Annotated in this window: 22 protein-coding genes; 6 read left to right on the forward strand and 16 right to left on the reverse strand. The window is 60.9% G+C overall.

The window, feature by feature from the left end:
• Positions 1 to 825: 825 nt before the first annotated feature.
• Together ACNFG0_RS08945 and ACNFG0_RS08950 are read right to left on the reverse strand one after the other, a co-directional pair.
• Complete coding sequence (locus ACNFG0_RS08945; RefSeq protein WP_416764485.1) at positions 826 to 2,169, reverse strand: heavy metal sensor histidine kinase; 1,344 nt, start codon at positions 2,167 to 2,169, stop codon at positions 826 to 828.
• Entirely contained in the window at positions 2,169 to 2,849 is a 681-nt protein-coding gene (locus ACNFG0_RS08950; RefSeq protein WP_196145508.1) for a heavy metal response regulator transcription factor, read from the reverse strand. The genes ACNFG0_RS08945 and ACNFG0_RS08950 overlap by 1 nt, the downstream gene beginning before the upstream one ends.
• A gap of 221 nt (positions 2,850 to 3,070) precedes the next feature.
• On the opposite strand from ACNFG0_RS08950, the gene queF reads away from it, so the two are divergent.
• Positions 3,071 to 3,901 carry an NADPH-dependent 7-cyano-7-deazaguanine reductase QueF gene (queF, locus tag ACNFG0_RS08955; protein ID WP_416764486.1) on the forward strand — a complete coding sequence of 277 codons (831 nt, stop codon included), beginning with the start codon at positions 3,071 to 3,073 and terminating at the stop codon, positions 3,899 to 3,901.
• Between the two features lie 79 nt (positions 3,902 to 3,980).
• On the opposite strand, the gene ACNFG0_RS08960 is transcribed toward queF, so the two are convergent.
• On the reverse strand, positions 3,981 to 4,244 hold the full coding sequence (locus ACNFG0_RS08960) for a DUF4404 family protein (RefSeq protein WP_084858169.1): 264 nt from the start codon (positions 4,242 to 4,244) through the stop codon (positions 3,981 to 3,983).
• 123 nt (positions 4,245 to 4,367) lie between these two features.
• On the reverse strand, positions 4,368 to 4,931 hold the full coding sequence (locus tag ACNFG0_RS08965) for a phosphonoacetaldehyde phosphonohydrolase-related protein (protein ID WP_416764487.1): 564 nt from the start codon (positions 4,929 to 4,931) through the stop codon (positions 4,368 to 4,370).
• A gap of 191 nt (positions 4,932 to 5,122) precedes the next feature.
• Between ACNFG0_RS08965 and ACNFG0_RS08970 the strand changes: the two genes are divergently transcribed.
• The 3 genes from ACNFG0_RS08970 (at position 5,123) to rssC (ending at position 7,923) form a co-directional block, all read left to right on the forward strand.
• The gene (locus tag ACNFG0_RS08970) at positions 5,123 to 5,830 is read left to right on the forward strand and encodes a VacJ family lipoprotein (RefSeq protein ID WP_196145511.1); all 708 of its coding nucleotides are present in this window, start codon (positions 5,123 to 5,125) and stop codon (positions 5,828 to 5,830) included.
• 429 nt (positions 5,831 to 6,259) lie between these two features.
• Positions 6,260 to 7,444 (forward strand): two-component system response regulator RssB, encoded by a 1,185-nt coding sequence (gene rssB / locus ACNFG0_RS08975; protein ID WP_196145512.1) that lies wholly within the window; start codon positions 6,260 to 6,262, stop codon positions 7,442 to 7,444.
• Complete coding sequence (gene rssC, locus ACNFG0_RS08980) at positions 7,441 to 7,923, forward strand: anti-sigma factor antagonist RssC (RefSeq protein WP_008099230.1); 483 nt, start codon at positions 7,441 to 7,443, stop codon at positions 7,921 to 7,923. Before rssB ends, rssC begins: the two co-directional genes overlap by 4 nt.
• A gap of 93 nt (positions 7,924 to 8,016) precedes the next feature.
• On the opposite strand, the gene ACNFG0_RS08985 is transcribed toward rssC, so the two are convergent.
• The 3 genes from ACNFG0_RS08985 to dusA form a co-directional block, all read right to left on the reverse strand.
• The gene (locus ACNFG0_RS08985; protein ID WP_416764488.1) at positions 8,017 to 9,903 is read right to left on the reverse strand and encodes an alkaline phosphatase D family protein; all 1,887 of its coding nucleotides are present in this window, start codon (positions 9,901 to 9,903) and stop codon (positions 8,017 to 8,019) included.
• Between the two features lie 190 nt (positions 9,904 to 10,093).
• Positions 10,094 to 11,020, reverse strand: a complete 927-nt coding sequence (gene tal, locus ACNFG0_RS08990; RefSeq protein WP_416764489.1) for a transaldolase — start codon at positions 11,018 to 11,020, stop codon at positions 10,094 to 10,096.
• Positions 11,021 to 11,142: 122 nt separating this feature from the next.
• A complete protein-coding gene (dusA, locus tag ACNFG0_RS08995; RefSeq protein ID WP_416764490.1) occupies positions 11,143 to 12,153 on the reverse strand; it encodes a tRNA dihydrouridine(20/20a) synthase DusA in 1,011 nt (336 codons plus the stop codon).
• Between the two features lie 104 nt (positions 12,154 to 12,257).
• Here dusA and ACNFG0_RS09000 point away from each other — a divergent pair, with 104 nt between their 5' ends.
• Together ACNFG0_RS09000 and ACNFG0_RS09005 are read left to right on the forward strand one after the other, a co-directional pair.
• On the forward strand, positions 12,258 to 13,379 hold the full coding sequence (locus ACNFG0_RS09000; RefSeq protein WP_416764491.1) for a tyrosine-type recombinase/integrase: 1,122 nt from the start codon (positions 12,258 to 12,260) through the stop codon (positions 13,377 to 13,379).
• 136 nt (positions 13,380 to 13,515) lie between these two features.
• Positions 13,516 to 14,202, forward strand: coding sequence for a hypothetical protein (locus ACNFG0_RS09005; RefSeq protein WP_416764492.1), 687 nt, complete (start codon positions 13,516 to 13,518; stop codon positions 14,200 to 14,202).
• Between the two features lie 261 nt (positions 14,203 to 14,463).
• Here the strand turns inward: ACNFG0_RS09005 and ACNFG0_RS09010 are convergent, their stop codons facing one another.
• From ACNFG0_RS09010 to ACNFG0_RS09050, 9 genes are all read right to left on the reverse strand, one after another.
• The gene (locus ACNFG0_RS09010) at positions 14,464 to 14,739 is read right to left on the reverse strand and encodes a pyocin activator PrtN family protein (protein WP_416764493.1); all 276 of its coding nucleotides are present in this window, start codon (positions 14,737 to 14,739) and stop codon (positions 14,464 to 14,466) included.
• A 187-nt stretch (positions 14,740 to 14,926) separates the two neighbouring features.
• Positions 14,927 to 15,436 (reverse strand): hypothetical protein, encoded by a 510-nt coding sequence (locus ACNFG0_RS09015; protein WP_416764494.1) that lies wholly within the window; start codon positions 15,434 to 15,436, stop codon positions 14,927 to 14,929.
• Entirely contained in the window at positions 15,433 to 17,175 is a 1,743-nt protein-coding gene (locus ACNFG0_RS09020; protein WP_416764495.1) for a DNA cytosine methyltransferase, read from the reverse strand. The genes ACNFG0_RS09015 and ACNFG0_RS09020 overlap by 4 nt, the downstream gene beginning before the upstream one ends.
• Positions 17,172 to 18,191: a hypothetical protein gene (locus tag ACNFG0_RS09025; RefSeq protein WP_416764496.1), complete on the reverse strand. Its 1,020-nt coding sequence runs from the start codon at positions 18,189 to 18,191 to the stop codon at positions 17,172 to 17,174. The genes ACNFG0_RS09020 and ACNFG0_RS09025 overlap by 4 nt, the downstream gene beginning before the upstream one ends.
• A 54-nt stretch (positions 18,192 to 18,245) precedes the next feature.
• Positions 18,246 to 18,563, reverse strand: coding sequence for a pyocin activator PrtN family protein (locus ACNFG0_RS09030; RefSeq protein WP_416764497.1), 318 nt, complete (start codon positions 18,561 to 18,563; stop codon positions 18,246 to 18,248).
• Positions 18,564 to 18,721: 158 nt separating this feature from the next.
• Positions 18,722 to 19,006 (reverse strand): phage antirepressor KilAC domain-containing protein, encoded by a 285-nt coding sequence (locus tag ACNFG0_RS09035; RefSeq protein ID WP_416764498.1) that lies wholly within the window; start codon positions 19,004 to 19,006, stop codon positions 18,722 to 18,724.
• A 9-nt stretch (positions 19,007 to 19,015) separates the two neighbouring features.
• Positions 19,016 to 19,327 (reverse strand): hypothetical protein, encoded by a 312-nt coding sequence (locus ACNFG0_RS09040; protein WP_416764499.1) that lies wholly within the window; start codon positions 19,325 to 19,327, stop codon positions 19,016 to 19,018.
• Between the two features lie 243 nt (positions 19,328 to 19,570).
• Complete coding sequence (locus ACNFG0_RS09045; protein ID WP_416764500.1) at positions 19,571 to 20,623, reverse strand: hypothetical protein; 1,053 nt, start codon at positions 20,621 to 20,623, stop codon at positions 19,571 to 19,573.
• Positions 20,624 to 20,636: 13 nt separating this feature from the next.
• On the reverse strand, positions 20,637 to 21,296 hold the full coding sequence (locus ACNFG0_RS09050) for a LexA family protein (protein WP_416764501.1): 660 nt from the start codon (positions 21,294 to 21,296) through the stop codon (positions 20,637 to 20,639).
• Positions 21,297 to 21,504 lie beyond the last annotated feature (208 nt).

The following is a 21,504-nucleotide window of genomic DNA, read 5'->3' on the forward strand; positions in this document are numbered from 1 at the left end:
TGGCCTCAAGGGCTGGGATGGCCCTCATGGAACTGCACATCATTCATTGAATTAGCAGGGCCCCTGTGGGAGCCGGCTTGCCGGCGATGGGGCGCAGCGGTCCTTATTCGGGTAGTTCGATGACGAACCGCGTCCAGCCGTCCGCACACTCGGCGCGAATGGTGCCCGGCGTATCGGGCGTCCCAGGTGGAGCCGGCGATGTCCGGGGCCGCTGCGCGGCCCATCGCCGGCAAGCCGGCTCCCACAAAGGGGGTAGCGCCTGCCATTGGTTCTTTGCGCGACAGCTCGGCCTGAAGGCCTGGATTGCCCCTCATGGAACGCCACAACTTTACTTGCGTCGCCTGCGCCACTTGTGGGAGCCGGCAAGCCGGCTCCCACAAGGGGGTAGCGCCTGCCATTGGTTCTTTGCGCGACAGCGTGGCTTGAAGGGTTGGGATGGCCCTCATGGAACTGCACATCATTCATTGAGTGAGCAGGGCCCCTGTGGGAGCCGGCTTGCCGGCGATGGGGCGCAGCGGCCCTTATTCGGGTAGTTCGATGACGAACCGCGTCCAGCCCTCCGCGCTCTCGGTGCGAATGGTTCCCGGCGTATCGGGCGTCCCAGGTGGAGCCGGCGATGGCGTTGCGTTACGAGTGATGGTACGGGGCCGCTGCGCGGCCCATCGCCGGCAAGCCGGCCCACAAAGGGGTAGCGCCTGCCATTGGTTCTTTGCGCGACAGCGTGGCCTCAAGGGCTGGGATGGCCCTCATGGAACTGCACATCATTCATTGAGTGAGCAGGGCCCCTGTGGGAGCCGGCTTGCCGGCGATGGGGCGCAGCAGCCCTTATTCGGGTAGTTCGATGACGAACCGCGTCCAGCCGTCCGCACACTCGGCGCGAATGGTGCCGCCATGGGCCTGGATGATCGAACGGGTGATCGCCAGGCCCAGCCCCGCATGCTCGCTGCTGCCTTCCCGGCGCGCAGGGTCGGCGCGGTAGAAGCGGTCGAACAGCCGCGGCAGCATGGCCGGCGCGATCGCAGGGCCGGTATTGGCGACGGTGATCCGCGTGCCGGCCACCAGCGCCACGTGAATTTCCCCGCCTTGTGGCGTGAAGCGCAGCGCATTGTCGAGCAGGTTGGACAACGCCCGGCGCAGCATGTGGCGGTCGCCTTCGAGTATCGCCTGGCCCTCGCGCAGCACGTGCACCTCGGCATCTTCGGCCAAGGGTGCGTAGTACTCCAGCAAGGCATCCAGCTCCTGGGCCAGGTCCAGCGTCTCACGGTTGGGCATCAGTAGGCCATGGTCGGCCTTGGCCAGGTAGAGCATGTCGTTGACCAGCTGCGCCATCCATTGCAGCTCTTCAAGGTTGCCGTGCAGCGCTTCGCGGTACTCCTCCAGGCTGCGTGGGCGGGTGAGGGTGACCTGGGTATGGGTCAGCAGGTTGGACAGCGGCGTGCGCAGTTCATGGGCGATGTCGGCGGAAAACGCCGAGAGGCGCTGGAAGGCATCGTCCAGCCGCTGCAGCATGGCATTGACCGTGTCGGCCAGCTCCGCCAGCTCGTCGGGCATCTGCGCCACCGGCAGGCGGGTGGTCAGGGAGCGGGCATTGACGCTGGCGGCCACTTCGCCCATCTGCCGCAAAGGACGCAGCCCGCGACGCGCAGCCCAGGCGCCGAGCAGGGCGGTCGCCAGGGCCGACAGGCCGACCGTCAGCCAGATCAGGCGCTGCATGCCCTGCAAGAAATGCTGGTGATGGGTGATATCGAGGAACAGGGTCAGTTGCCCGGCGCTCGGGTTTCGCTCATCCAAGTGGGTCGAAAGGCTGCGGTAGTCGATGCCGTTGGCATGCAAGGTCGCCAGGCCCGAATGGCGGGGCACCTCGGGCAGGTCAGTACGGCTGTCGTACCACACCACGCCGTCGGCGCCGCGAATGCGCAGGGCCAGGTCGGCCTGGTGGCTCAACTCGTTGCGCAGTGCCGGCAGCCGTTGCGCCAGCGCGTCGGGGCTGGCCACGCCGTCGAGCAGGGCACGCATCAGGGACAGCCGGCTGCCGAGCAATTGCTGGTCCAGCTCGACGAAGTGCCGTTCGCTGGCCCGGCTGAACAGCAGCCCAGCGGTCAGCGAAACGGCTGCGGTACAGGCGGCGAACAGCAGGGCCAGGCGCCCGCCAAGGGACAGGCGACGCATCAGTCCTGGCGCTCCTCGAGCACGTAACCCATGCCGCGCACGGTGTGGATCAGCTTGTTGGCATGGCCGTCGTCGATCTTCAGGCGCAGGCGGCGGATCGCCACTTCGATGACGTTGGTGTCGCTGTCGAAATTCATGTCCCATACCTGCGAGGCGATCAGCGACTTGGGCAGCACTTCGCCCTGGCGGCGCAGCAGCAGCTCGAGCAGGGCGAATTCCTTGGCGGTCAGGTCGATGCGCTGCCCACTGCGGTCGGCGCGGCGGCGAATCAGGTCCAGGCGCAGGTCGGCCAGGCCCAGCGTGGTGTCCTGGTTGGGGCTGGTGCCGCGGCGCAGCAGCGTGCGGACCCGTGCCAGCAGCTCGGAGAAGGCGAAGGGCTTGACCAGGTAGTCGTCGGCGCCCAGCTCCAGGCCATGCACGCGATCTTCGACGGCATCGCGTGCGGTGAGGAACAGCACTGGCGTATCCAGGCCGGCCTGGCGGACCGCCTGGAGGATCTGCCAGCCGTTGCGCCCCGGCAGCATCACGTCGAGGATCAGCAGGTCATGGTCGCCGCTCAGGGCCAGGTGCTGGCCGGTGTCCCCGTCGCTGGCCAGCTCCGTGGCGAAGCCCGCTTCGCTCAGGCCCTGGCACAGGTACTGGCCGGTCTTGGCCTGGTCTTCGACGATTAGCAGTTTCATGGTGTCCCTTGTGCTGGAAGGTGAGAGCGGTCGTTGCCGGGCAGATGATACGTGACCCCAGGTCTGCCGGGCGAAGCTGACTGCGTTGTAATGCAGCTGTCAGCCAACAGCCAGCCGCGCTTGGTCGCCTGGTGGGGGCCGGCGGGCGACGCCAGTGCCAAGGCTGGCGTTAAAAACGGTAGACTAGGCCCATTCGAAACTTCCGTATCCAGGTCAGGTCCATGCATCCCGCCGCCGAACACTCCCCGCTGGGCAAGTCCAGCGAGTACATCGCCACCTATACACCTTCGCTGCTGTTCCCCATTCCGCGCACGGCCAAGTGGGCCGAGCTGGGCGTCACGGCCCAGACCTTGCCCTGGCAGGGCGTGGACTACTGGAACTGCTTCGAACTGTCCTGGCTGCTGCCTTCGGGCAAGCCGGTGGTGGCCATTGGTGAATTCGCCATTCCGGCCGACTCGCCGAACATCATCGAGTCCAAGTCGTTCAAGCTGTACCTCAATTCGCTGAACCAGACGGTCTTTGCTTCGGTCGGCGAGCTGCAGGCTTGCCTGGAAAAGGACCTGTCCGCAGCTGCCGGCAAGCCGGTGGGCGTTCGGGTTCGCAGCCTGGGCGAGGTCGAGGCTCAGGGCGTGGTGACGCTGCCTGGCCAATGCATCGATGCCCTGGACGTGAACATCAGCAACTACGAGCAACCCCAGCCGGAGCTGCTGCACTGCGACGCGCAGCGTGTGGTCGAGGAAACCGTGCACAGCCACCTGCTCAAGTCCAACTGCCCGGTGACCGGTCAGCCGGACTGGGGAAGCGTGGTGGTGCAATACAAGGGCCTGGCCCTGGATCATGCCAGCCTGCTGAGCTACCTGGTGAGCTTCCGCCAGCATGCCGATTTCCATGAGCAATGCGTCGAGCGCATCTACCTGGACCTGCTGCGCCTGCTCGAGCCAGAACATTTGACGGTGTATGCGCGCTATGTGCGCCGCGGCGGCCTGGACATCAACCCCTACCGCAGCACCGGGGCGATCAGCCCGAGCAACCAGCGGCTGGTTCGTCAGTAGGCAAAGGGGGCCGCAGTGCGGCCCTTTCGCGGCACAAGGCCGCTCTACAGGTGCGCGGAGCGGCCAGGATAGGCGATGATCAGATCCCCATGCTGTGCAGGCTGTTGGCGATATTGCGCAGAATGGCGGTCAGGTCTGGGTGGTCTGCTTCGAAGCGCTCGACAGCCGAGTTGACACCATCGACCAGGTTGGTGTCCTGGGTGGCTTCCTCCAGTTTGATCTGGGCTTCGATCTGCTGCATCAGTGCATGCAGATGCTCGCGCTCTTCCAGCGAGAGCGGCGGGTTGCGTTCCAGTTGCTCGCGCAGGCTCTCGAGTTGCTCTTGCAGTTCGCGGGCAGGCATTGGGTGTTCTCCCTCTATGGCTTGGCAAGGCATGGACCTTCGCAACGGGGCAAAGGTTCTGGCCTGCCTTCAAGCGTAATCCACCCGCGGGCGCTTTGCATGATCCGCGTCAACGAGGCCGTATCAGGGTTTTTCACCCTTGCGCCGGCGCAGGCCGATATCGGCAAGGCAGGTGTCCAGGGCCTCCAGATGGTCGATCACCGAATGCACGCCCAGGCCGAACAGCGCGAGGGTCGCCTTGCCGCGGGCCAGCTCGCGCTCCCGCTCGGTCATGGCCTGCCACTGGCGGGAGCTGGGGTCGCACTCGGGGCTGCAGCCGGCCAGGCCGACCGTCCACAACCCGGCATTGAGGCCTGCCTGCAACAGGCGTGGCTGGCCGCTGACCAGCACGCAGCCCTCCAGGCGTTCGCTTTGCAGGGCCATCAACGCCTGCCAGCAGGCATTCGGTGCCGGCAAGGGGCAGCCGTTGACCAGTTGCCCTGGTAGCCAGTCGGGCAGCACGGCGGCCAGGCGCTTGCCTTGGCTTGGGCTTACGTCGTCGAGCCAGATGCAGGGCACGCGCTGGCGCCGCAGGCTGGACAGGGTGTCGAGGGCGCCGGGCGAGGGCAGGGGAGCGCCGCCCATGGGTTGGACCAGGCAATCGCGCAGCCCGAAGAGCACGGCGGTGAAGTCGGAGGCATCGTGCATGGCAACGTCCCTGAAATAGCCCGCAGGCTAGGTCGGCTGTGTGACCGCTGGATGACACCGCAACAGTTGTTCACATAATCTTGAATAAAAAAGTGTAAGGCTGTTTATCAGCCAATCAGCATTTATACTGGCGTCTTAATTACGCAGCGCCCAGGGGCGCCGCGGCCGTGAAATCCGATGGAGAAACATGTATGCGTAGGATCGGTGCCGGAGTGATCGAGCGAGTCACCCAGGCCTGTGTCTGCGCCAGCTTGTTGCTGGCGCCTGTGGCAGCTACCCAGGCGGCCACCGAGGAGGATCCCTGGGAGGCGGTCAACCGACCGATCTTCAAGTTCAACGATACCCTCGACACCTATGCCCTCAAGCCGTTGGCCAAGGGCTACCAGGCGGTGACCCCGCAGTTTCTCGAAGATGGCATTCACAACATCTTCCGCAACCTGGGCGACGTCACCAACCTGGTGAACGATGTGCTGCAGCTCAAGCCGCATGCCGCCGGCGTCGACACCGCGCGTCTGATCGTCAACACCACCTTCGGCCTGGGGGGCTTCTTCGATGTGGGCACCAAGATGGGCCTGCAGCGCAACGACGAGGACTTCGGCCAGACCCTGGGCTACTGGGGCGTGGGCAGTGGCCCCTACGTGGTCATTCCGTTCCTCGGCCCAAGCACCGTGCGCGATGGTCTGGCCAAGTACCCGGACACCTACACTCGGCCTTACCGCTACATCGACCACGTGCCGACCCGCAACTCGATCTTCGCCCTGGACGTGATCGACACCCGGGCCGAGCTGTTGTCGGCAGAGAAGCTGATCAGCGGCGACAAGTACATCTTCATCCGTAATGCCTACCTGCAGAACCGTGAGTTCCGCGTCAAGGATGGCGAGGTCGAAGACGACTTCTGATTCGCTGAGTCGCAGTGCTGCCTGGTGGCGGTTCAGGGCCGTTCAATCAGTGAGTTCGTGGCGTGGGGCTGCTATGCAGCCCATCGCGGGGCAAGCCCGCTCCAGGAAGGGCGCCTATTCCAAGCCCCGCGATGGCCATGAAACGGCACTGCTCACGCCTGGCTTCCAACCATTCGGATCGTATCGGGTCGCTTTCTTATAACTTCCGGTCATTTGCCCTATAACGGTGCGAGACACTCGACCCTTGCATGCTTGAAACGCCTGGCGGATGGGAGTACCGTCTGCGCCTTACAGGGTACCTCTGCGAGTTGCCGGGCTTGTTTTCTTGTCCTACAACTCAAGTAGAGTGTTGCCACACAGTATTCCAGTAGCGCCGCGCCCGCTTTGCCGACGCCGCTACGCCAACCCAATCCGGCGCCGTTCGCCCACATGCAGAAAACCAGTGCAACGCTGCTGATCATCGATGACGACGACGTGGTCCGTGCCAGCCTCGCCGCCTATCTGGAAGACAGCGGCTTCAGCGTCCTCCAGGCCGGTAATGGCCAGCAGGGGCTCCAGGTCTTCGAAGAACACCAGCCCGACCTCGTGATCTGCGATCTGCGCATGCCGCAAATGGGCGGCCTCGAGCTGATCCGTCGGGTCAGCGAGCGCGCGCCGCAGTTGCCGGTGATCGTGGTTTCCGGCGCGGGGGTCATGAGCGATGCGGTCGAGGCCTTGCGCTTGGGCGCTGCCGATTACCTGATCAAGCCCCTGGAAGACCTCGCCGTGCTCGAGCACTCGGTACGCCGGGCCCTCGACCGTTCGCGCCTGGTGCTCGAGAACCAGCGCTACCGCGACAAGCTCGAGGCGGCCAACCGTGAGCTGGAAGCCAGCCTGCACCTGTTGCAGGAGGACCAGAACGCCGGCCGTCAGGTGCAGATGAACATGCTGCCGGAAAGCCCGTGGGTGGCCGGTGACCTGTCGTTCGAGCACCAGATCATCCCCTCGTTGTACCTGTCGGGTGACTTTGCCGACTACTTCCGGGTGGATGATCGGCGTATCGCCTTCTACCTGGCGGACGTATCCGGCCATGGCGCCTCGTCTGCGTTCGTCACGGTGCTGCTCAAGTTCATGACCACCCGTTTGCTGTTCGAATTCAAGCGCAGCAACAGGATGCGCGAGTTCAAGCCCTCGCAGGTGCTCAGCCACATCAACCGTGGGCTGATCAACTGCAAACTGGGCAAGCACGTGACCATGGTTGGCGGGGTGATCGACGAGGACACCGGGTTGATGACCTACAGCGTCGGCGGCCATCTGCCGTTGCCGGTGCTCTATACCCCGGGCCAGGCCCGCTACCTGGAAGGCCGCGGCCTGCCGGTGGGGCTGTTCGAAGAGGCCAGCTACCAGGACCAGGTGCTGGAGTTGCCGCCGCGCTTCAGCCTGAGCCTGATGTCCGATGGCATTCTGGACCTTTTGCCAGGGGATACACTCAAAGATAAGGAAGCGACCTTGCCGGAAATCGTCAAGGACGCGGGGGGCAGCCTGGACGGGCTGCGCCAACGATTCGAATTGGCTACGCTTGGGGAGATGCCGGATGATATCGCCCTATTGGTGTTGAGCAGGAACCTTGAATGAGTACCGGTAGAATCCAGTTCGCCGAGCAGAGCGGGACCTTCGTTCTGAAGTTTGTCGGTGAAGTGCGCCTGACCCTGTGCTCGGCGCTGGATGCGACGATCGAAAAGATCTTCACTGCGCTGAACTTCTCGGCCATCGTCATCGACCTGACCGAGACCGAGAGCATCGACAGCACCACCCTTGGCCTGTTGGCCAAGCTGTCCATCCTGTCCCGGCAGAAAGTCGGGCTGTTGCCGACCGTGGTCACCACCAACCCGGACATTTCCCGGTTGCTGCAATCGATGGGCTTCGACCAGGTGTTCAATATCGTCGATCGCCCGGTGCCATGCCCGGAGTGTCTGACCGACCTGCCGTCCCAGGACCAGAACGAGGATGTGGTGCGCTCCAAGGTGCTGGAGGCGCACAAGATCCTCATGGGCTTGAACGACTCCAACCGCGAGGCGTTCCATGACCTGGTGAGCGCCTTGGAGCGTACCTGATTCCTGATAGCCTTTCGGGTTGCGTTGCCGCAATGGCTGGCTAGCGCTACCCGTGTAGGCGCGGGCTTGCCCCGCGATTGCGTCAGGCTCGCATTACTCCACCTCGCAGAATTCATTGGCCGGCGACCCATCGGCATTGAGTTGCAGCACCCGCGCTGGTCGCCCTTGTTCGTCGAAGAACACCTGCCCCAACCCTGCACTGTTCCACAGCCGCTCTCCGGCCTGGCTGCGGCTGGGCGTGCGCGGCACCACCTCCATCTGCCGGCGCTTGGTGAACCAGTTGAGCGGCGAGCGGGGCGCGTAGAGCCAGCGGTTCAGGCGATCCAGCACGTCCAGCAGGCGCTTGGGGAACTGGTTCTTGATACCGCTGCTGGTGATCTGCCACAGGTGTGGGCTGCGCTGTCGATGGCGGATCAGCACTTCATAGACGAATGAATAATGCACATCACCGGAGAGGATCACGTAATGCCCCGGCGTGCGCGAGTGGCGGAAGATATTGAGAATGACCTGGGCCGCGCCACGGTGGGCCATCCAGTTCTCGGCGTCCACCAGCAATGGGTAGCCCAGCCAGCTGAATACCCGCTGCACGGTCTCGATCAGCTTGACACCGAAGATCGGCGCCGGAGACACGATGATCGCCGAAGGGTGGTCGAGCAGCGCCTGCTGCAGCTCGCTCAGGGCTTCCCAATCCAGCAGGCCGGAGGGTTTCTTCAGGCTGCTTTCGCTGCGCCAGCGGCGGGTGCGGGTGTCGAGCACCAGCAGGGGCGGGGTGCTGGGCAGGTTGAACTGCCAGCCCTGGAAGCGCAGGAGCTGGTCGATCAGCGCGTTATGCGCCGGGTGGTCCAGGTGCGCTTGCAGGGCCTGTTCTCCCAGGGCCTTGCTCTGTTCGACCAGCGCCTGGCAGCTGTCCGGGTCGTTGCCCCAGCCTTGGCAGAGCAGGTAGCCCAGCAGTGCATTGCCGATGATCCGGCGGGAGAACGGATTCCCGTAGGCGGTTTCCTCCCACTGAGCCGACAGGTTCCAGTCATCGGTGATGTCGTGGTCATCGAAGATCATCAGGCACGGTAGGTGGGCCATGACCCGCGCCACCTGGCCGAGGTCCGCGGCGAACGCCTCGATCAGCGGCAACTCCTGGCGGTAGCGGGCCTGGCGCTTGTCGGTCAGGCCTGCGGGCATGTCCAGGCGCACCAGCTGCCAGGGTGTTGGCGACCAGACCAGCAGGTACATGGCCATGACTTCAGCGAAGGTCACCAGATGGTTGTCGGCGTTGCTGCTGGAGAAGATCGGCTTGCGCTTGCCGCCGAAGAAGCGTTCGCGCAAGGTCTCGTTGCCCTCCTGGGCGGGCAGCAAGTCGGCGCGGTGGTAGTAGCAGGCCGGGTGGCGATACAGCTCGGCACTGTTGTTGACCAAGGCGCCTTCGAGGGTTTCCTGGAACAGGCCCAGGCGCTCCACGAGCCCATGGATAGCCCGCAACATGGGCCCCGCGACATCGTCGGCATAGACCTGGTCGCCGCTCATCAGCAGCAGCGCGGGGCTCTCCTGGGGCGGTTGGCCCTGTTTCAGCAAGCGGTCGGCGCAAAGCAGACCGTCGACGGCCGGGTGGTGGGGCTTGCGGCAGGAACCGTGGAGCAACTGGTCGATGCGTTCGCGCAACACGAAATTCGGCCGTTGCTGGCCTGGGTAGAGCAGGTGCGGTGCCCAGTCGGCGGTGCCCTGGGCGTCGCCCAGCAACAGGTCGTATTCGATCGCCACGTTGCACGGCAGCGGCGGATCGAACCGTATGTCCAGCAAGTGCACGAACGCATGCGTGCCGATGGGCACCACCTCGCAATGGAGGTCGGTCGTGATGCCTGGGCAATCGAGGGTGAATTCAGGGCGAAGCGGTTGCGTAGCTACCAGCCAGATGGCCAGGCGCTGGGGTTCCAGGCGGCGTAGCACGGGGCCGGCGAGCACGAGGGGGAGCGGGGCGTCGATTGCCATTGATCCTGGTGTCTGTTCTATCCAATCGCGGGGCAAGCCCGCTCCCACACGCTTGGCGCCAGCCCTGTGGGGGCGGGTTTGCCCCGCAATTGCGTCGGTAGATTCATAGGGAAAGGCCCGGTAACGGCCCCAACGAAAACGGGCGGAAAATGCTCGGCATTTCCCGCCCGCCGGGCAAGCCAGATTTGTATCAGGCCTTTTCAGCCATCAGCGCTTCGAGCTTCTCTTGGTCGCGGGCGAACTGGCGAATACCTTCGGCCAGTTTCTCGGTGCCCATGGCGTCTTCGTTCATCGCCCAACGGAACTGGCTTTCGCTCAAGTGCTGCTTGGCTTCACCGGCATTGCCCGGCTGGAGCACGCGGGGCAGTTGGCCCTGGTCGTCGCTCAACTGTTGCAGCAATTCGGGGCTGATGGTCAGGCGGTCGCAGCCGGCCAACTGCTCGATCTGGCCGATGTTGCGGAAGCTCGCGCCCATGACCACGGTGTCGTAGCCATTGGCCTTGTAGTAGTTGTAGATGCGTGTCACCGACTGCACGCCCGGGTCTTCGGCGCCGACGTATTCCTTGCCGGTGTTTTTCTTGTACCAGTCGTAGATACGGCCCACGAACGGCGAGATCAGGAACACCCCGGCATCGGCGCAGGCCTGGGCCTGGGCGAAGGAGAACAGCAGGGTCAGGTTGGTCTGGATGCCTTCCTTTTCCAGCTTCTCGGCGGCGCGGATGCCTTCCCAGGTGGAGGCCAGCTTGATCAGCACGCGGTCACGCGGCACGCTGGCCTTTTCGTACAGCTCGATCAACTGGCGGGCCTTCGCCAGCAGGGCAGGTTCGTCGAACGACAGGCGCGCATCCACTTCGGTGGAGATACGCCCCGGGATGACCTTGAGGATACCCGAGCCCACGGCCACGGCGAACGTGTCGCAGGCCAGGTCCACATTGCCCTTGGCATCGCGCTTCACCTGCTTGAGCAGGTCCGCGTAACCCGGGATCGCCGCGGCCTTGAGCAACAGCGAAGGGTTGGTGGTGGCGTCGACCGGCTTGAGGCGGGTGATGGCGTCCAGGTCCCCGGTGTCGGCGACCACGGTGGTGAACTGCTTGAGTTGTTCCAGCTTGGAGGTCATGGGCGTGCTCTGTCCTGTGCAATGACTCGACATTACCCGAGCCCCGACAGCCACTCAAGGGCCGGCGGGGCAGGTCGGGCGAGGGAATGAAGGTTCGAGTCGAAAGCGCGCCCGGGGTTCCGTCAGCGGCCCTGCAGCAGCTCGGCGGCTTGGTCGAGCACGGCCAATGGGTCCTGGGCCTTGTGGATGTCTGCCGACAGCAGCTGGCGGAAGCGCCGCGCACCCGGGAAGCCCTGGCCCAGGCCGAGGATATGGCGCGTGATGTGGTGGATGGCCCCGCCGCTTTGCATGTGCGCGACGATATAGGGGCGCAGTTGCGCCATCGCTTCGCTGCGGCTGACCACCGGGGCCTCGCTGCCGAACAGCTGCTGGTCCACATCGGCCAGCAGGTAAGGGTTGTGGTACGCCTCGCGCCCCAGCATCACCCCATCGAAGGTCTGAAGGTGCGCGTGGCATTCCTCCAGCGTCTTGATACCGCCGTTGAGCACCAGCTCCAGGTCTGGGAAGTCGGCCTTGAGCTGCGCCGCCACGTCATAGCGCAGCGGCGGGATCTCACGGTTCTCCTTGGGCGACAGGCCCTCGAGGATGGCGATGCGTGCATGCACGGTGAAGCTGCGGCAACCGGCATCACGCACCTGGCCGACGAAGTCGCACAGCTCGGCATAGCTGTCGCGGCCGTTGATGCCGATGCGGTGCTTGACCGTGACCGGAATAGTCACCGCATCGCGCATGGCCTTGACGCAATCGGCCACCAACGCCGGGTGGCCCATCAGGCAGGCGCCGATCATATTGTTCTGCACCCGGTCGCTGGGGCAGCCGACATTGAGGTTGACCTCGTCGTAGCCCGCCTCCTCGGCCAACCGCGCACAGGCCGCCAGCTCCGCCGGCACGCTACCGCCCAGCTGCAGGGCCAGCGGGTGCTCGGACACATCGTGGCGCAGGAAACGGTGGGCATCGTTGTGCAGCAGCGCGCCGGTGGTGACCATCTCGGTGTAGAGCAGGGTGTGCTTGGAGAGCAGGCGCAGGAAGAACCGGCAGTGGCGGTCGGTCCAGTCCATCATCGGCGCAACGCTGAAGCGGCGGGAGGGCTCAGGGCGCGTGGTTTGTGGTGTTGAGGCTGTTTCTAGGGGCATTCTGGTCTACGCATTCTTGTACCATTTTCCGGGGTTTTCGGGCGTTTTTGGTGTGACGGTGGTACGATGTACCACCGCCAATCACGCTTGTACCACCGAAAAATATGGCAACGATCAGAGCAAGGAAAAAGGCCGATGGTACGGTGAGCTATACCGTCCAGATCCGCCTCAAGAAAAAGGGTGTCCTAGTTTACCAAGAAGCCCAGACGTTCGCCCGAAAGCAGGCTGCTCAGGCCTGGGCGAAGCGACGGGAGACAGAGCTGGCTGTTCCTGGAGCGATCGAGCGGGCCAGTCGCCAAGGGCACACTATCAAGGAGATGATAGACCGCTACCTGGTCGAGGCCGAGAAAGCTCGGCCGCTAGGCGAGAGCAAGCGGCGCACCCTGACTGCCATCAAGAACAGCTATTTCGGTGATACCGTCGATTCGGCAATCACTCAGCAAGTGCTGGTGGACTATGCCCTGTGGCGCATGGGTCCAGAAGGGGGAGGGGTTAAACCGCAAACGGCTGGCAATGACCTGGCGCACTTGGGTTCGGTGTTGTCGTTGGCCAGGGCAGCTTGGGGCTATGAGATCGATCCACAGGCAATGCCTGATGCGCGCCTTGTGTTAAAGAAGTTCGGCTACAACATGCGGAGCAGGGAACGAGATCGGCGCCCTACGCTTGATGAGCTCGAGAAAGTGATGGATCACTTCTTCAAGATGCTGGAGCGGCGTCCTAGCGTGATCCATATGCCCAAAGTGGTGGCGTTCGCTATCTATTCAACGCGGCGGATGGACGAGATCACTCGCATCCGTTGGGAGGATCTGGATGAGCATCAGCAGGCTGTGAAAGTGCGGGACATGAAAAACCCAGGCCAGAAGATCGGTAATGACGTCTGGTGTTATTTGCCCGATGAGGCCTGGATGATCGTGCAGAGTATGCCTCGGGAGTGTGCCGAAATTTTCCCGTACAACACTGATTCCATCGGCACGGCTTGGTCGAGGGCATGCAAAATGACCGGCATCGAAGATCTGCATTTTCATGACTTGCGCCACGAAGGCGTGAGCCGACTGTTTGAGATGGACTGGGACATACCAAGGGTGTCGAGCGTATCGGGGCATCGTGATTGGAACTCTCTGCGGCGATATACCCACCTACGCGGACGGGGTGATCGATACAAGGAGTGGACTTGGTTAGATCGGATCATCCGATCCCAAGTTAAGCTTGGCGCTCGAGCTGAGTAGTCGGCTGGGTAATGGAGAGAATTGATACTGATCTGTATTCGCTTTGACCAGTCGTAACTAGCCAGTATTCGGCTAGATTGCCCCTGGCAGACGTAGAACTAGCTGCAATAATAAAGCCCCTGTCTGGAGTTTTGATGTGAGTTCTGATTTCGATGAAGGTTCTTTCCCAAAAGCGCGTGGCTGGCTGCTTGCATTCTCGTCCCTGGTAATTGCTCTATGGTTTTTTGGAGCGGACCTGAAAGCCGTGTCTCTGTTAGGCACCCAGATTGAATTCAAAAGAAATACCGAGCACGTTTGGTTTATCGCCTTTGTAATCAACGCATATTTATTGTTGAGATTTTATCAGCAGCGACCGGGTGTATCATATTTAGGAACAAAAGAGTATAAGGACTATTATGCCAATTACATGCGCAATATTATGCTGTGGATTAATAGGAGTTCTATTGAAAGCGAGGTGCTTGAGCGTGGCAAGGGCGGTATTCCTGCTGTTTCAAAACATGGCGTAAGCAAATGCGTAATCGTAGCCGCAGAGTGCAAGCGCTCCACTAACCCATCCGAAAAGCGCAGGTACATCAGAGGAATGAAAGATGTGTTGGTGGTTCATGCTTATTGTGTGGTAACGCATGGGCAGAGCGATGAAATTTCAGCAACTGTAACTTACCAGGTTGATCGCGACTGTCCGTATTGGCTGATTTGTCTATGTGTATGGCTCTCTATTGTTAAGCTCTGGATTAAAACTTCATATGCTACTGAGTATCTGTTGCCGTACGCCTGGAGTACGTTTGCTGCAGTAGTCTGCTTGCGTTGTTGGTTTGCTGTTTAGATCCTATAATCCTTTGTAGATGCCTCTGTCAATCAATTTTCATTTCAGTATGGAAGAAATTATTCCCGACTAGCAGCTCAGATTTCATCGTTCGGCTGGTTGTAAGCCACTCTCCCCGAACCTATGTTAAGTGGAGATAGCCGCCATTTGTAGGCGGCCATCGATTCCATGGTAGTTGAGCTGATGCAACTGCAGCGTCGAATGCATGCGGACGGTCAGTGCGTGCGAGAGAAATTGACCTGGCGAGATGTGTTCTTGCGGCTATCCGCCTCGAAGCGACTTGTTCAACTGAGCACACTCTTTGCAGGCAGCATCACGCTGTTGATCCAGATAGAGAGCCAGATCAGCAATATGAATGCCTCGGGCGCTCTTCTGGCTTGGCTCAAGTCGGGTGATAGGCAGCTTGATCTGGCCGGCTAGCACTTTGCGTTGGAACATGTCGGGGGTAAGGTGGGTGAAATAGTAATTACATACCTCCTCTAGCGGAATGATTGCTCTCGCGTTGTACTGAGCCATCAGCATAAAAGCTGTATTCATGCGCGTTTCCCCATCATTCGTTTCGCGGCCACGTTGGCCATATAGGCTGCCCACTTGCCGCTCTCACGATGTTGGCGGATCTGGCTGCATTTCGTGTGTCGCCGGGTCGACCGTCCCTTGCCGCAGATATCGCAGATAGCGGGCAGGTCTAGGCTATGCGACGCCATGGGTGGGCGAATGCGTTCAGTCATGGCAACACCTCCAGGACATGGCGATGATGGAATTGGCGGGCTTTACCCGTCTTCACGTTGGTGCCTAGAATCTCGCCCGGCCTTGACCAGAACGCTCCGTGACCGGTCACCTCTATAGTGATCTGGTGGCCACCGACATCGACTCGCAAGATTCGGCCGATGGGGTATGCGCGCTGTACGGCTTCGGAATATTTGCGTTGGGCAACTTTCGCTGTCTCTTCGGCTGCAATGACATTTCCTTGGTCGACCTGGTAGGCAGTACTGATCGCTACTGCAGGGGCAACCTGCTGTTCGCCATTAGCGACGGCGTCGAGTCTGGTCAGATAGAGTCCTGAGCGACCGCACCAGACCGTGTAGGGTGTCATTCGATGAGGGGTCAGTTCCGACATCTGCCGGAACACATCGGCGGCAATGAGCTCCGTGCTCATGTCGTGAAGCCCGCTAACAGCGGAAAGCGCGTGCTCCAGCGAGGCCTCGTTGAAGATGATGCGTTGAATGCGGCTCATGCTGCTTGCCTCTCTTGCCAGTCGTCGTGCTGGATGCGGTACTTCCAAGGGTTGTTAGCCCTGGCCAGGGCTGCCATTGGCGGTGGGCTTACGCTGTTGCCGCACATATGCACCTGTTCGGCCTTGGTAAATGGCATGCCTTCTGCGCCCTTATCGATGATGTAGCTGGAGGGGAAGCCCTGGGCGCGGTACAGCTCGTGGGGCTGCAGCATTCGCAGGCAGATGTCGACGATCACGTACGGGGTGCCCTTCACGAAGACGGTGACCAGACCCAGTCGATCCTTGGTAGTCACTGTCGGCGCCGGGGCATCGCAAGCGCTGATGTTCTCGGTGCCGTAGTAGCTGATCAGGAATGCGGCGACGCGCAGGGCGCCTTCCTCATGCTCTGGCGACAGCTTGTACTCGACTAGGGCGTGATGCTCGGCGCCGGCTGTCATGGTCGGTACCGGCTCATCCGCGGCTCGGCCTACGCAGTTACGCCGGAGCGTGGCCAGGCTGGCTGTTACTAGGCGCTGCTGGCTGCCGGTGTTGGTGACCGTGGTCAGCGGCTCATCCGCGCCCTTGGCTGGCGTGGTATTGAACCCGCCGTTGGCTTGCTCGATGAATGCAGTGACCAGGGCTCGGTGGTTCTGTGTCATCAGCATGCCCATGGGTTGATCTAGACCAGGCACGCGTGGCTGTAGGCCGGTACGCTCCCCGTTTCCGGTCTGGACCAGGGTAGGGCTGGCCACGGCGAAGGATCCGCCTCGAGGCCAGGAGGTGACTGTGCGTAGCGGTTCGTTGGCGGACTGAGCCAACTCCCCCGACCAGTTCGCGATCGGCACGATGAAGGGCTGCGGATTGTCGAGCACGAACTTCTTCATGCCTTTGGCAACCCTGCGAAGGGTGGCGGCGGCCAGTTCCTTCTTGCGGCCGAAGATGCTCTTGCTCGGTACGCTCCAGTCAATGCAGTCGGCAGCGGTGCGCCATTGCTGTTGGCCCTTGGCTGGGTTCTTGGCGTGGGTCGGCTCCGGCCACACGATTGGCTGGCCATCGCAGCGGGCGATCATGAACAGGCGCTCACGGCTGGTGGGCGCGCCGAAGTCGCAAGCCTTGATGACGCGCCATTCCACCTGATAACTCATGCCTTCGAGCAACTGCACGAACCGGCGCCAGGTGATGCCGCGTCGTTTCGGGTCGGGCACCAGAAACTGCTGCTGCACTGGCACTTGCTCGCCTGGGGCGGCTACGGTGCCGTCCAGCTTTATCACTCGGCCGGTGGCCTTGTCGCGCTTGGCGATCAGCGGGCCCCACTGCAGGATCTGCTTCACGTTCTCCAGGCTGATCACTCGGGGTTGCTTCTTGCCTGCCCATTTCAGGCCAATCCACGACAGATTACGGATCTCGCGCTTGCGCGGCTGTCCACCTGCCGCCTGGCTGTGGTGCGTGCAGTCTGGGCTCATGTGGAACCAGCCCACGGGGCGGCCCTGACACTCTTCGTCGGGGTCGCCTTCGAAGACGTCTGTCTGAAAGTGGCGCGCATGCGGATGGTTGGCTGTGTGCATGCTGATGGCTGCTGCGCTGTGGTTCTTGGCCACGTCGACCTTGCGGCCCAGGCCCATTTCCAGCCCTGTCCCGGCACCGCCGCCACCGCAGAAGAAATCGACCACAAGCTCATCGTCTTGCGGGTGGAGCGCCAAACCAAATTGAGTCTTGAAATCTTGAGGATTGGGCAGCTTGGCTGCGGAAAGGGACGTCATGCCGCATCCTCCGCCTGGGTGACGACATTGCCAGGGGTGCTGCGCAGTTGGGCGTGGACGCGCTTGGCGATCGCCTGGAGACCAGCTGCTTGCTCTCCAGCCTGGTTTGCTACCTGAGACTTCAGCGCTTTCATGGTCTGCTCGGCTACACGCAGCGTTCTGGTGGCCTCCGTCAGGAGGGCATAGTCAGACTTGGTAACCGCCAGGCCGGTGTACGACATGATTCGCTCCTCGAGCTCGGCAATGGTGCGCTTGAGGTTGGCGACGGTGTGGTGGTGCTTGCGCTGCTCGGCCTCACGGTCGGCCAGCAATTCGACCAGGCGGGTACGCAAGGCCAGGTAGTGATCAGTTGAGATCAGGAACCCGGCTCGCTGTAGGGCGGCTTCAATCGCCTGCGCCATCTGCTCGGAGGTGGCGTACGTGCCCGTGTGCTTGGCCAACGTCTCGTCCATCGCAGCGACGATGCAGCTGACTGTGGAAGGGTGCGTATACCCCTCGGCAGGCTGCGCGTGCGAGCGATTTTTAGCGATTAGCGTTCCATTAACGGGCGCTGCCTCGCGCAGCTTGTCGTGGGGTATCAGCGCCTCGGCGGGGCTGCTGAGGGAGTGAATAATGCCTGCTGCTTCGCAGCAGAGACTCTTTGTTTTCTGCGCGTCGATGCTGGGATCATCGCGGAGCGAAGCGGGAATGGCATCGCGGACCGCCTGCGCCACATCGTGCCCGCTTCCCTCCGGTGCCGAGATCTGCAGCGATTCCGAAGTGGGGCGGCTATGTCCTGCGCACGACGGGGAATCGAAAAGCAAGCCGTTGTTAGTGGTGAGGCAGTGAGCTGCGTTCTGAGCGGTGAGTTTCTTGAGGCGGGCCTCCAGCTTATCCATGGTGGCCCGGTGTGCCTGATCGGTGCCGGGCTGGCCTAGGGGGCGGTCCACCTGGCGACCAAGCCAGTAGGCGTAGGCGAACAATCCGACAACGAACGCGCCGATGATGATTAGGGCGATGACCTGTTGTGTGGTCATGGGGCTTACTCCTTGTAGTGTGCGGGCCGGTGGTGGCGGCCCTTGCTGGTGTCGTTACTGCTTGTCTCGCTCGTTGGGCCGAGACTGCTTCTCGTCCGCCTGGTAGGCCCTGCTGTCGATCAGTACGGCAACATGGCGGATATGGGCGAACTTCAAGGCCTTCTGGCTGTTGTCCAGGGTGGTCACTGGCAGGCAGATACGGCCGACCTTCAGTTGCTCGGCAAAGGTGTCTTCGTTGAGGTTGCGGAAGTACTGCACGCGCACTTTTTCGAGTGGGATGAGCACGTCGCCAAAAGTGCGGTAGAGCAGCTCTACGGTTGTTGCATCAGGTGCGTGCGGAAGGCGCAGCGCGAGTTGGTCTGTAGTGCTCATCAGGCTTGGGGCTCTCCCTGAGCTTGTGGCGTGACGGATGGTTCCAGGTGATTTCGCAGTGCTTGCGTACCAGGTCGCGCCATTCTTCTGGGACCTGCAGGAGCGCTTCGTTGCGCTCCGCACGGGTCTTGAGCTGGAGGATCTGGGCCGCGTACTGCCTAGGCCGCATAACGCTTGTCTTCCGGTGGTGTCGGAAGCTGGATCGCGAGGTGCTCCGCTAGCCAGGGGATTCCGGCCTGCTTCACGCGGGTCGACTGGCTGTACTGCATCCCGGCAGTGGGGTGGAACCAACTGCCCTCCTTGATGCGCAGGTACTCGCGGTCACGGGAGGGGTAGCGGGGCAGGTTGTGCTCGTTCAGCAGTTCTTTCTCGCGCATCCGGCTGATCAGTTCGTTGCGGCTGATCCCAAAATGCTTGGCAGTCTGTGCAAGGGTGCGTTCCATGGTCACCTCCTACGCTGCGTCTGCGAGCACAGGCTCGGCCGGTGACATGTCGGCGGTGTCCAGCTTGCCGTTGGCGATGGCCTCGAGGTGCGCCGCGATCTTTCTCGCGCTGATGAGGTTGTTCGCGGGCAGGGTCAGGCTGTTCACCGTGGAGCCCATGCGGATCGTCACGCTCAGCTGGTCGAGATAGACCTCGGTCTGCAGGGTGGCCTTGGTGCGGGCACCGTTCGCCTCGTCGCGGAGGGTGTGAGTGAATTGCCCGGTCAGATTGGTCTGCGCCTTGAGGCAGGCAAAAGAGTTGTGGCTGAGTACATACCTCATGCTGTGTACCCTCCGGTGGTCGGAGGGGCGGGGCGGAATGCCGGCGCAGATGGTGCGCGTTTGGTGGTGACAAACGCGCAGCCATGTTGCTGCGCTAGACGGCGGACCTCAAAGATGAGATCGGTGGTGGCTGCGGCCGGATGGACGTGCAGTGATGCTGTGGTGTGCATGGTGTTGCCTCACTCTGTGGTGGAAGAGTGAGGCTGATGATAACCCTAAAGGTTAACCTGTCAAGCGCAATAATTAACCTTTGGGGTGTCTGCGTTCGTAGAAGGTGAACCCCTCTTCACTCAAAAGCTTATCCGCTTCAATGACATACACGTTGGTGATTAACCCTAGTGCCGCGGCTACACGCTGACAAGCAAGTGAAATAACATCAACTTGCTTGCTATCGAGGGGTTTGTTGACAACGACTATTAAGTAGAAGATAAATTTACGGTTAATTGAGCGATTTATGAGCTGCGCCGCATGAGCAGCTTGGTTCAGAGTTGGAAGCACACGCTGAACACTAAAACCTTTAGAGTCGAAATATTTTATCTCTGTCGCGTGTACCTCGTCTGAGGTTATCGACATTCCATCAAATATTATTGGGTGGTCAGGGTCGGCTGTCTCAATTTTTAGGTTGCGGTCAAAAGAAATCTTTGTTGTTTTGAGTAGTTTTGCAATTGCCTTGCTTTCAATGTCTTGAAGTTTATTTCGTAGGTTTATCTGATCTTGTTCTTTAATTGTTTCCAATTTGAGGCTGGTTGATCGCTCATCGGTAGGGGGGCGCTTGAGGATAGAGTGGGTAAGGGGTTGCCGCTCTTGATGTTGTTCCGCCATGTCGGAGCAAGCCTCCTCAGGGAAGGGATGTTCCTTCGGACAACGACTTTCGTTCTCTGGATTGTCAGCTTCAGAGGGCTCTTGTTCAGATGCCTCTGGCGCTAGAGGATCTGGGGGGGCAAGCGAAGTCGCGTTCGGAGAGGGAGGAGACTCTTCCTGGAGTTCTGCTTCCAGTTTGTCTCGACGCTCATCCGCTGTTGTTATGCCAAATAGATTCAAGAAGTGATTCTGGTTCTTATAGTCTGACGGTGCATATAGCGTTTTATGATTGAAATTAAGGGTTAGGAAGAATAGTCCCACGAGGAATGCTGGAAAGAGCATTAAGAACCATATGTAAGTCGCTTGGTTTGCTGGCTCAATAAATGGCAAGACAGCTGTACCACTTATTTCGGCTACCGCTGCAAATCGTGAGATCACAGTCAATGGGTTGCGAATGTGCCCTGCTGAATCTCTAATGGATTGTGTTTTGTCCAAGACTTCAAATCCTTTAAAGGTCTGAGATTTTCCAGCGAGCTCTACCGCATATGCTCCATTCTTCAGACATTTTAATTATTCGATTCGGCCAGTCGGGATTAAGAGCGTAAAGGTACTGTTCGCTACCTTCTTGCCGCAATTGTTTTAGGGTTGTGGCTTGGTCGCTTGCTCTTTTGGCGGCCACAAAGTGACCTGGCAAGGCTTCCAGGGAAGGGTCGATCACAACTTTGTCTCCCTCAACAAACTTGGGCTCCATGCTTACTCCCTCTACCCGCAGAATGAAGGCGCGTGGACCAACCGGGCCTGGGGCATCAACCCATTCCTCAGCCTCTCGCGGGTCAAAATGAGAAGTACTCTCGCACCATGCTCCTGCCGCGATTGAGCCGATAACTGGCAGCTTGCGCCCTGTATGACTTAGGACGGTGGCATTAGTCAGCTCACCGTCAACCGACGTTAGGGAGAAAGGAATGTCCAGGTAGCCGCTGGGAAGAGAGAGTGCGCGCTCAATCTCCCGTGCTATTTGGTCGCCTATCCCCTTAGTGGGATTTTTGCCAGCAAAGGCGCTTACCTGCGCTGGCGCCTTCTCTAGTTTCTCCGCTATCTGCGACAAACGCAGTTTCCGTTCGGCCATGAGACGGCGGAGGTTAGCAAGTCGGGTATCTGTGATTTTCATGCAGCGAGTCTGACGCGATTAACCCTACAGGTGAATTTCCTCTGGGGTATTGAAAAAAACTACCTGCAGGGTTATTTTTTGCATCGGAGGTGATCTATGGAGCTACGAGAATACCTAGATGCAATGGTGCCCGATGAGGTCGTTGCATATGCAAAACGGTGTGGAATATCGCCTAACTATCTGAAAATACATGTGAAATATGCAAGCA

The organism is Pseudomonas sp. NY15372 (assembly GCF_048068215.1).
Taxonomy (GTDB): domain Bacteria; phylum Pseudomonadota; class Gammaproteobacteria; order Pseudomonadales; family Pseudomonadaceae; genus Aquipseudomonas; species Aquipseudomonas guariconensis_A.

What these genes read in the sequence shown, in the direction of transcription:
- tal (WP_416764489.1), bottom strand. Translation starts at nt 11,020, where the DNA reads ATGACCTCCAAGCTGGAACAACTCAAGCAGTTCACCACCGTGGTCGCC.
- ACNFG0_RS09010 (WP_416764493.1), bottom strand. Translation starts at nt 14,739, where the DNA reads ATGAATACAGCTTTTATGCTGATGGCTCAGTACAACGCGAGAGCAATC.
- ACNFG0_RS08970 (WP_196145511.1), top strand. Translation starts at nt 5,123, where the DNA reads ATGCGTAGGATCGGTGCCGGAGTGATCGAGCGAGTCACCCAGGCCTGT.
- ACNFG0_RS09015 (WP_416764494.1), bottom strand. Translation starts at nt 15,436, where the DNA reads ATGAGCCGCATTCAACGCATCATCTTCAACGAGGCCTCGCTGGAGCAC.
- ACNFG0_RS09030 (WP_416764497.1), bottom strand. Translation starts at nt 18,563, where the DNA reads ATGAGCACTACAGACCAACTCGCGCTGCGCCTTCCGCACGCACCTGAT.
- ACNFG0_RS09000 (WP_416764491.1), top strand. Translation starts at nt 12,258, where the DNA reads ATGGCAACGATCAGAGCAAGGAAAAAGGCCGATGGTACGGTGAGCTAT.
- queF (WP_416764486.1), top strand. Translation starts at nt 3,071, where the DNA reads ATGCATCCCGCCGCCGAACACTCCCCGCTGGGCAAGTCCAGCGAGTAC.
- ACNFG0_RS09050 (WP_416764501.1), bottom strand. Translation starts at nt 21,296, where the DNA reads ATGAAAATCACAGATACCCGACTTGCTAACCTCCGCCGTCTCATGGCC.
- ACNFG0_RS08950 (WP_196145508.1), bottom strand. Translation starts at nt 2,849, where the DNA reads ATGAAACTGCTAATCGTCGAAGACCAGGCCAAGACCGGCCAGTACCTG.
- rssB (WP_196145512.1), top strand. Translation starts at nt 6,260, where the DNA reads ATGCAGAAAACCAGTGCAACGCTGCTGATCATCGATGACGACGACGTG.
- ACNFG0_RS08960 (WP_084858169.1), bottom strand. Translation starts at nt 4,244, where the DNA reads ATGCCTGCCCGCGAACTGCAAGAGCAACTCGAGAGCCTGCGCGAGCAA.
- ACNFG0_RS09025 (WP_416764496.1), bottom strand. Translation starts at nt 18,191, where the DNA reads ATGACCACACAACAGGTCATCGCCCTAATCATCATCGGCGCGTTCGTT.
- ACNFG0_RS08965 (WP_416764487.1), bottom strand. Translation starts at nt 4,931, where the DNA reads ATGCACGATGCCTCCGACTTCACCGCCGTGCTCTTCGGGCTGCGCGAT.
- ACNFG0_RS09020 (WP_416764495.1), bottom strand. Translation starts at nt 17,175, where the DNA reads ATGACGTCCCTTTCCGCAGCCAAGCTGCCCAATCCTCAAGATTTCAAG.
- ACNFG0_RS09040 (WP_416764499.1), bottom strand. Translation starts at nt 19,327, where the DNA reads ATGAGGTATGTACTCAGCCACAACTCTTTTGCCTGCCTCAAGGCGCAG.
- ACNFG0_RS08985 (WP_416764488.1), bottom strand. Translation starts at nt 9,903, where the DNA reads ATGGCAATCGACGCCCCGCTCCCCCTCGTGCTCGCCGGCCCCGTGCTA.
- ACNFG0_RS09035 (WP_416764498.1), bottom strand. Translation starts at nt 19,006, where the DNA reads ATGGAACGCACCCTTGCACAGACTGCCAAGCATTTTGGGATCAGCCGC.
- rssC (WP_008099230.1), top strand. Translation starts at nt 7,441, where the DNA reads ATGAGTACCGGTAGAATCCAGTTCGCCGAGCAGAGCGGGACCTTCGTT.
- dusA (WP_416764490.1), bottom strand. Translation starts at nt 12,153, where the DNA reads ATGCCCCTAGAAACAGCCTCAACACCACAAACCACGCGCCCTGAGCCC.
- ACNFG0_RS08945 (WP_416764485.1), bottom strand. Translation starts at nt 2,169, where the DNA reads ATGCGTCGCCTGTCCCTTGGCGGGCGCCTGGCCCTGCTGTTCGCCGCC.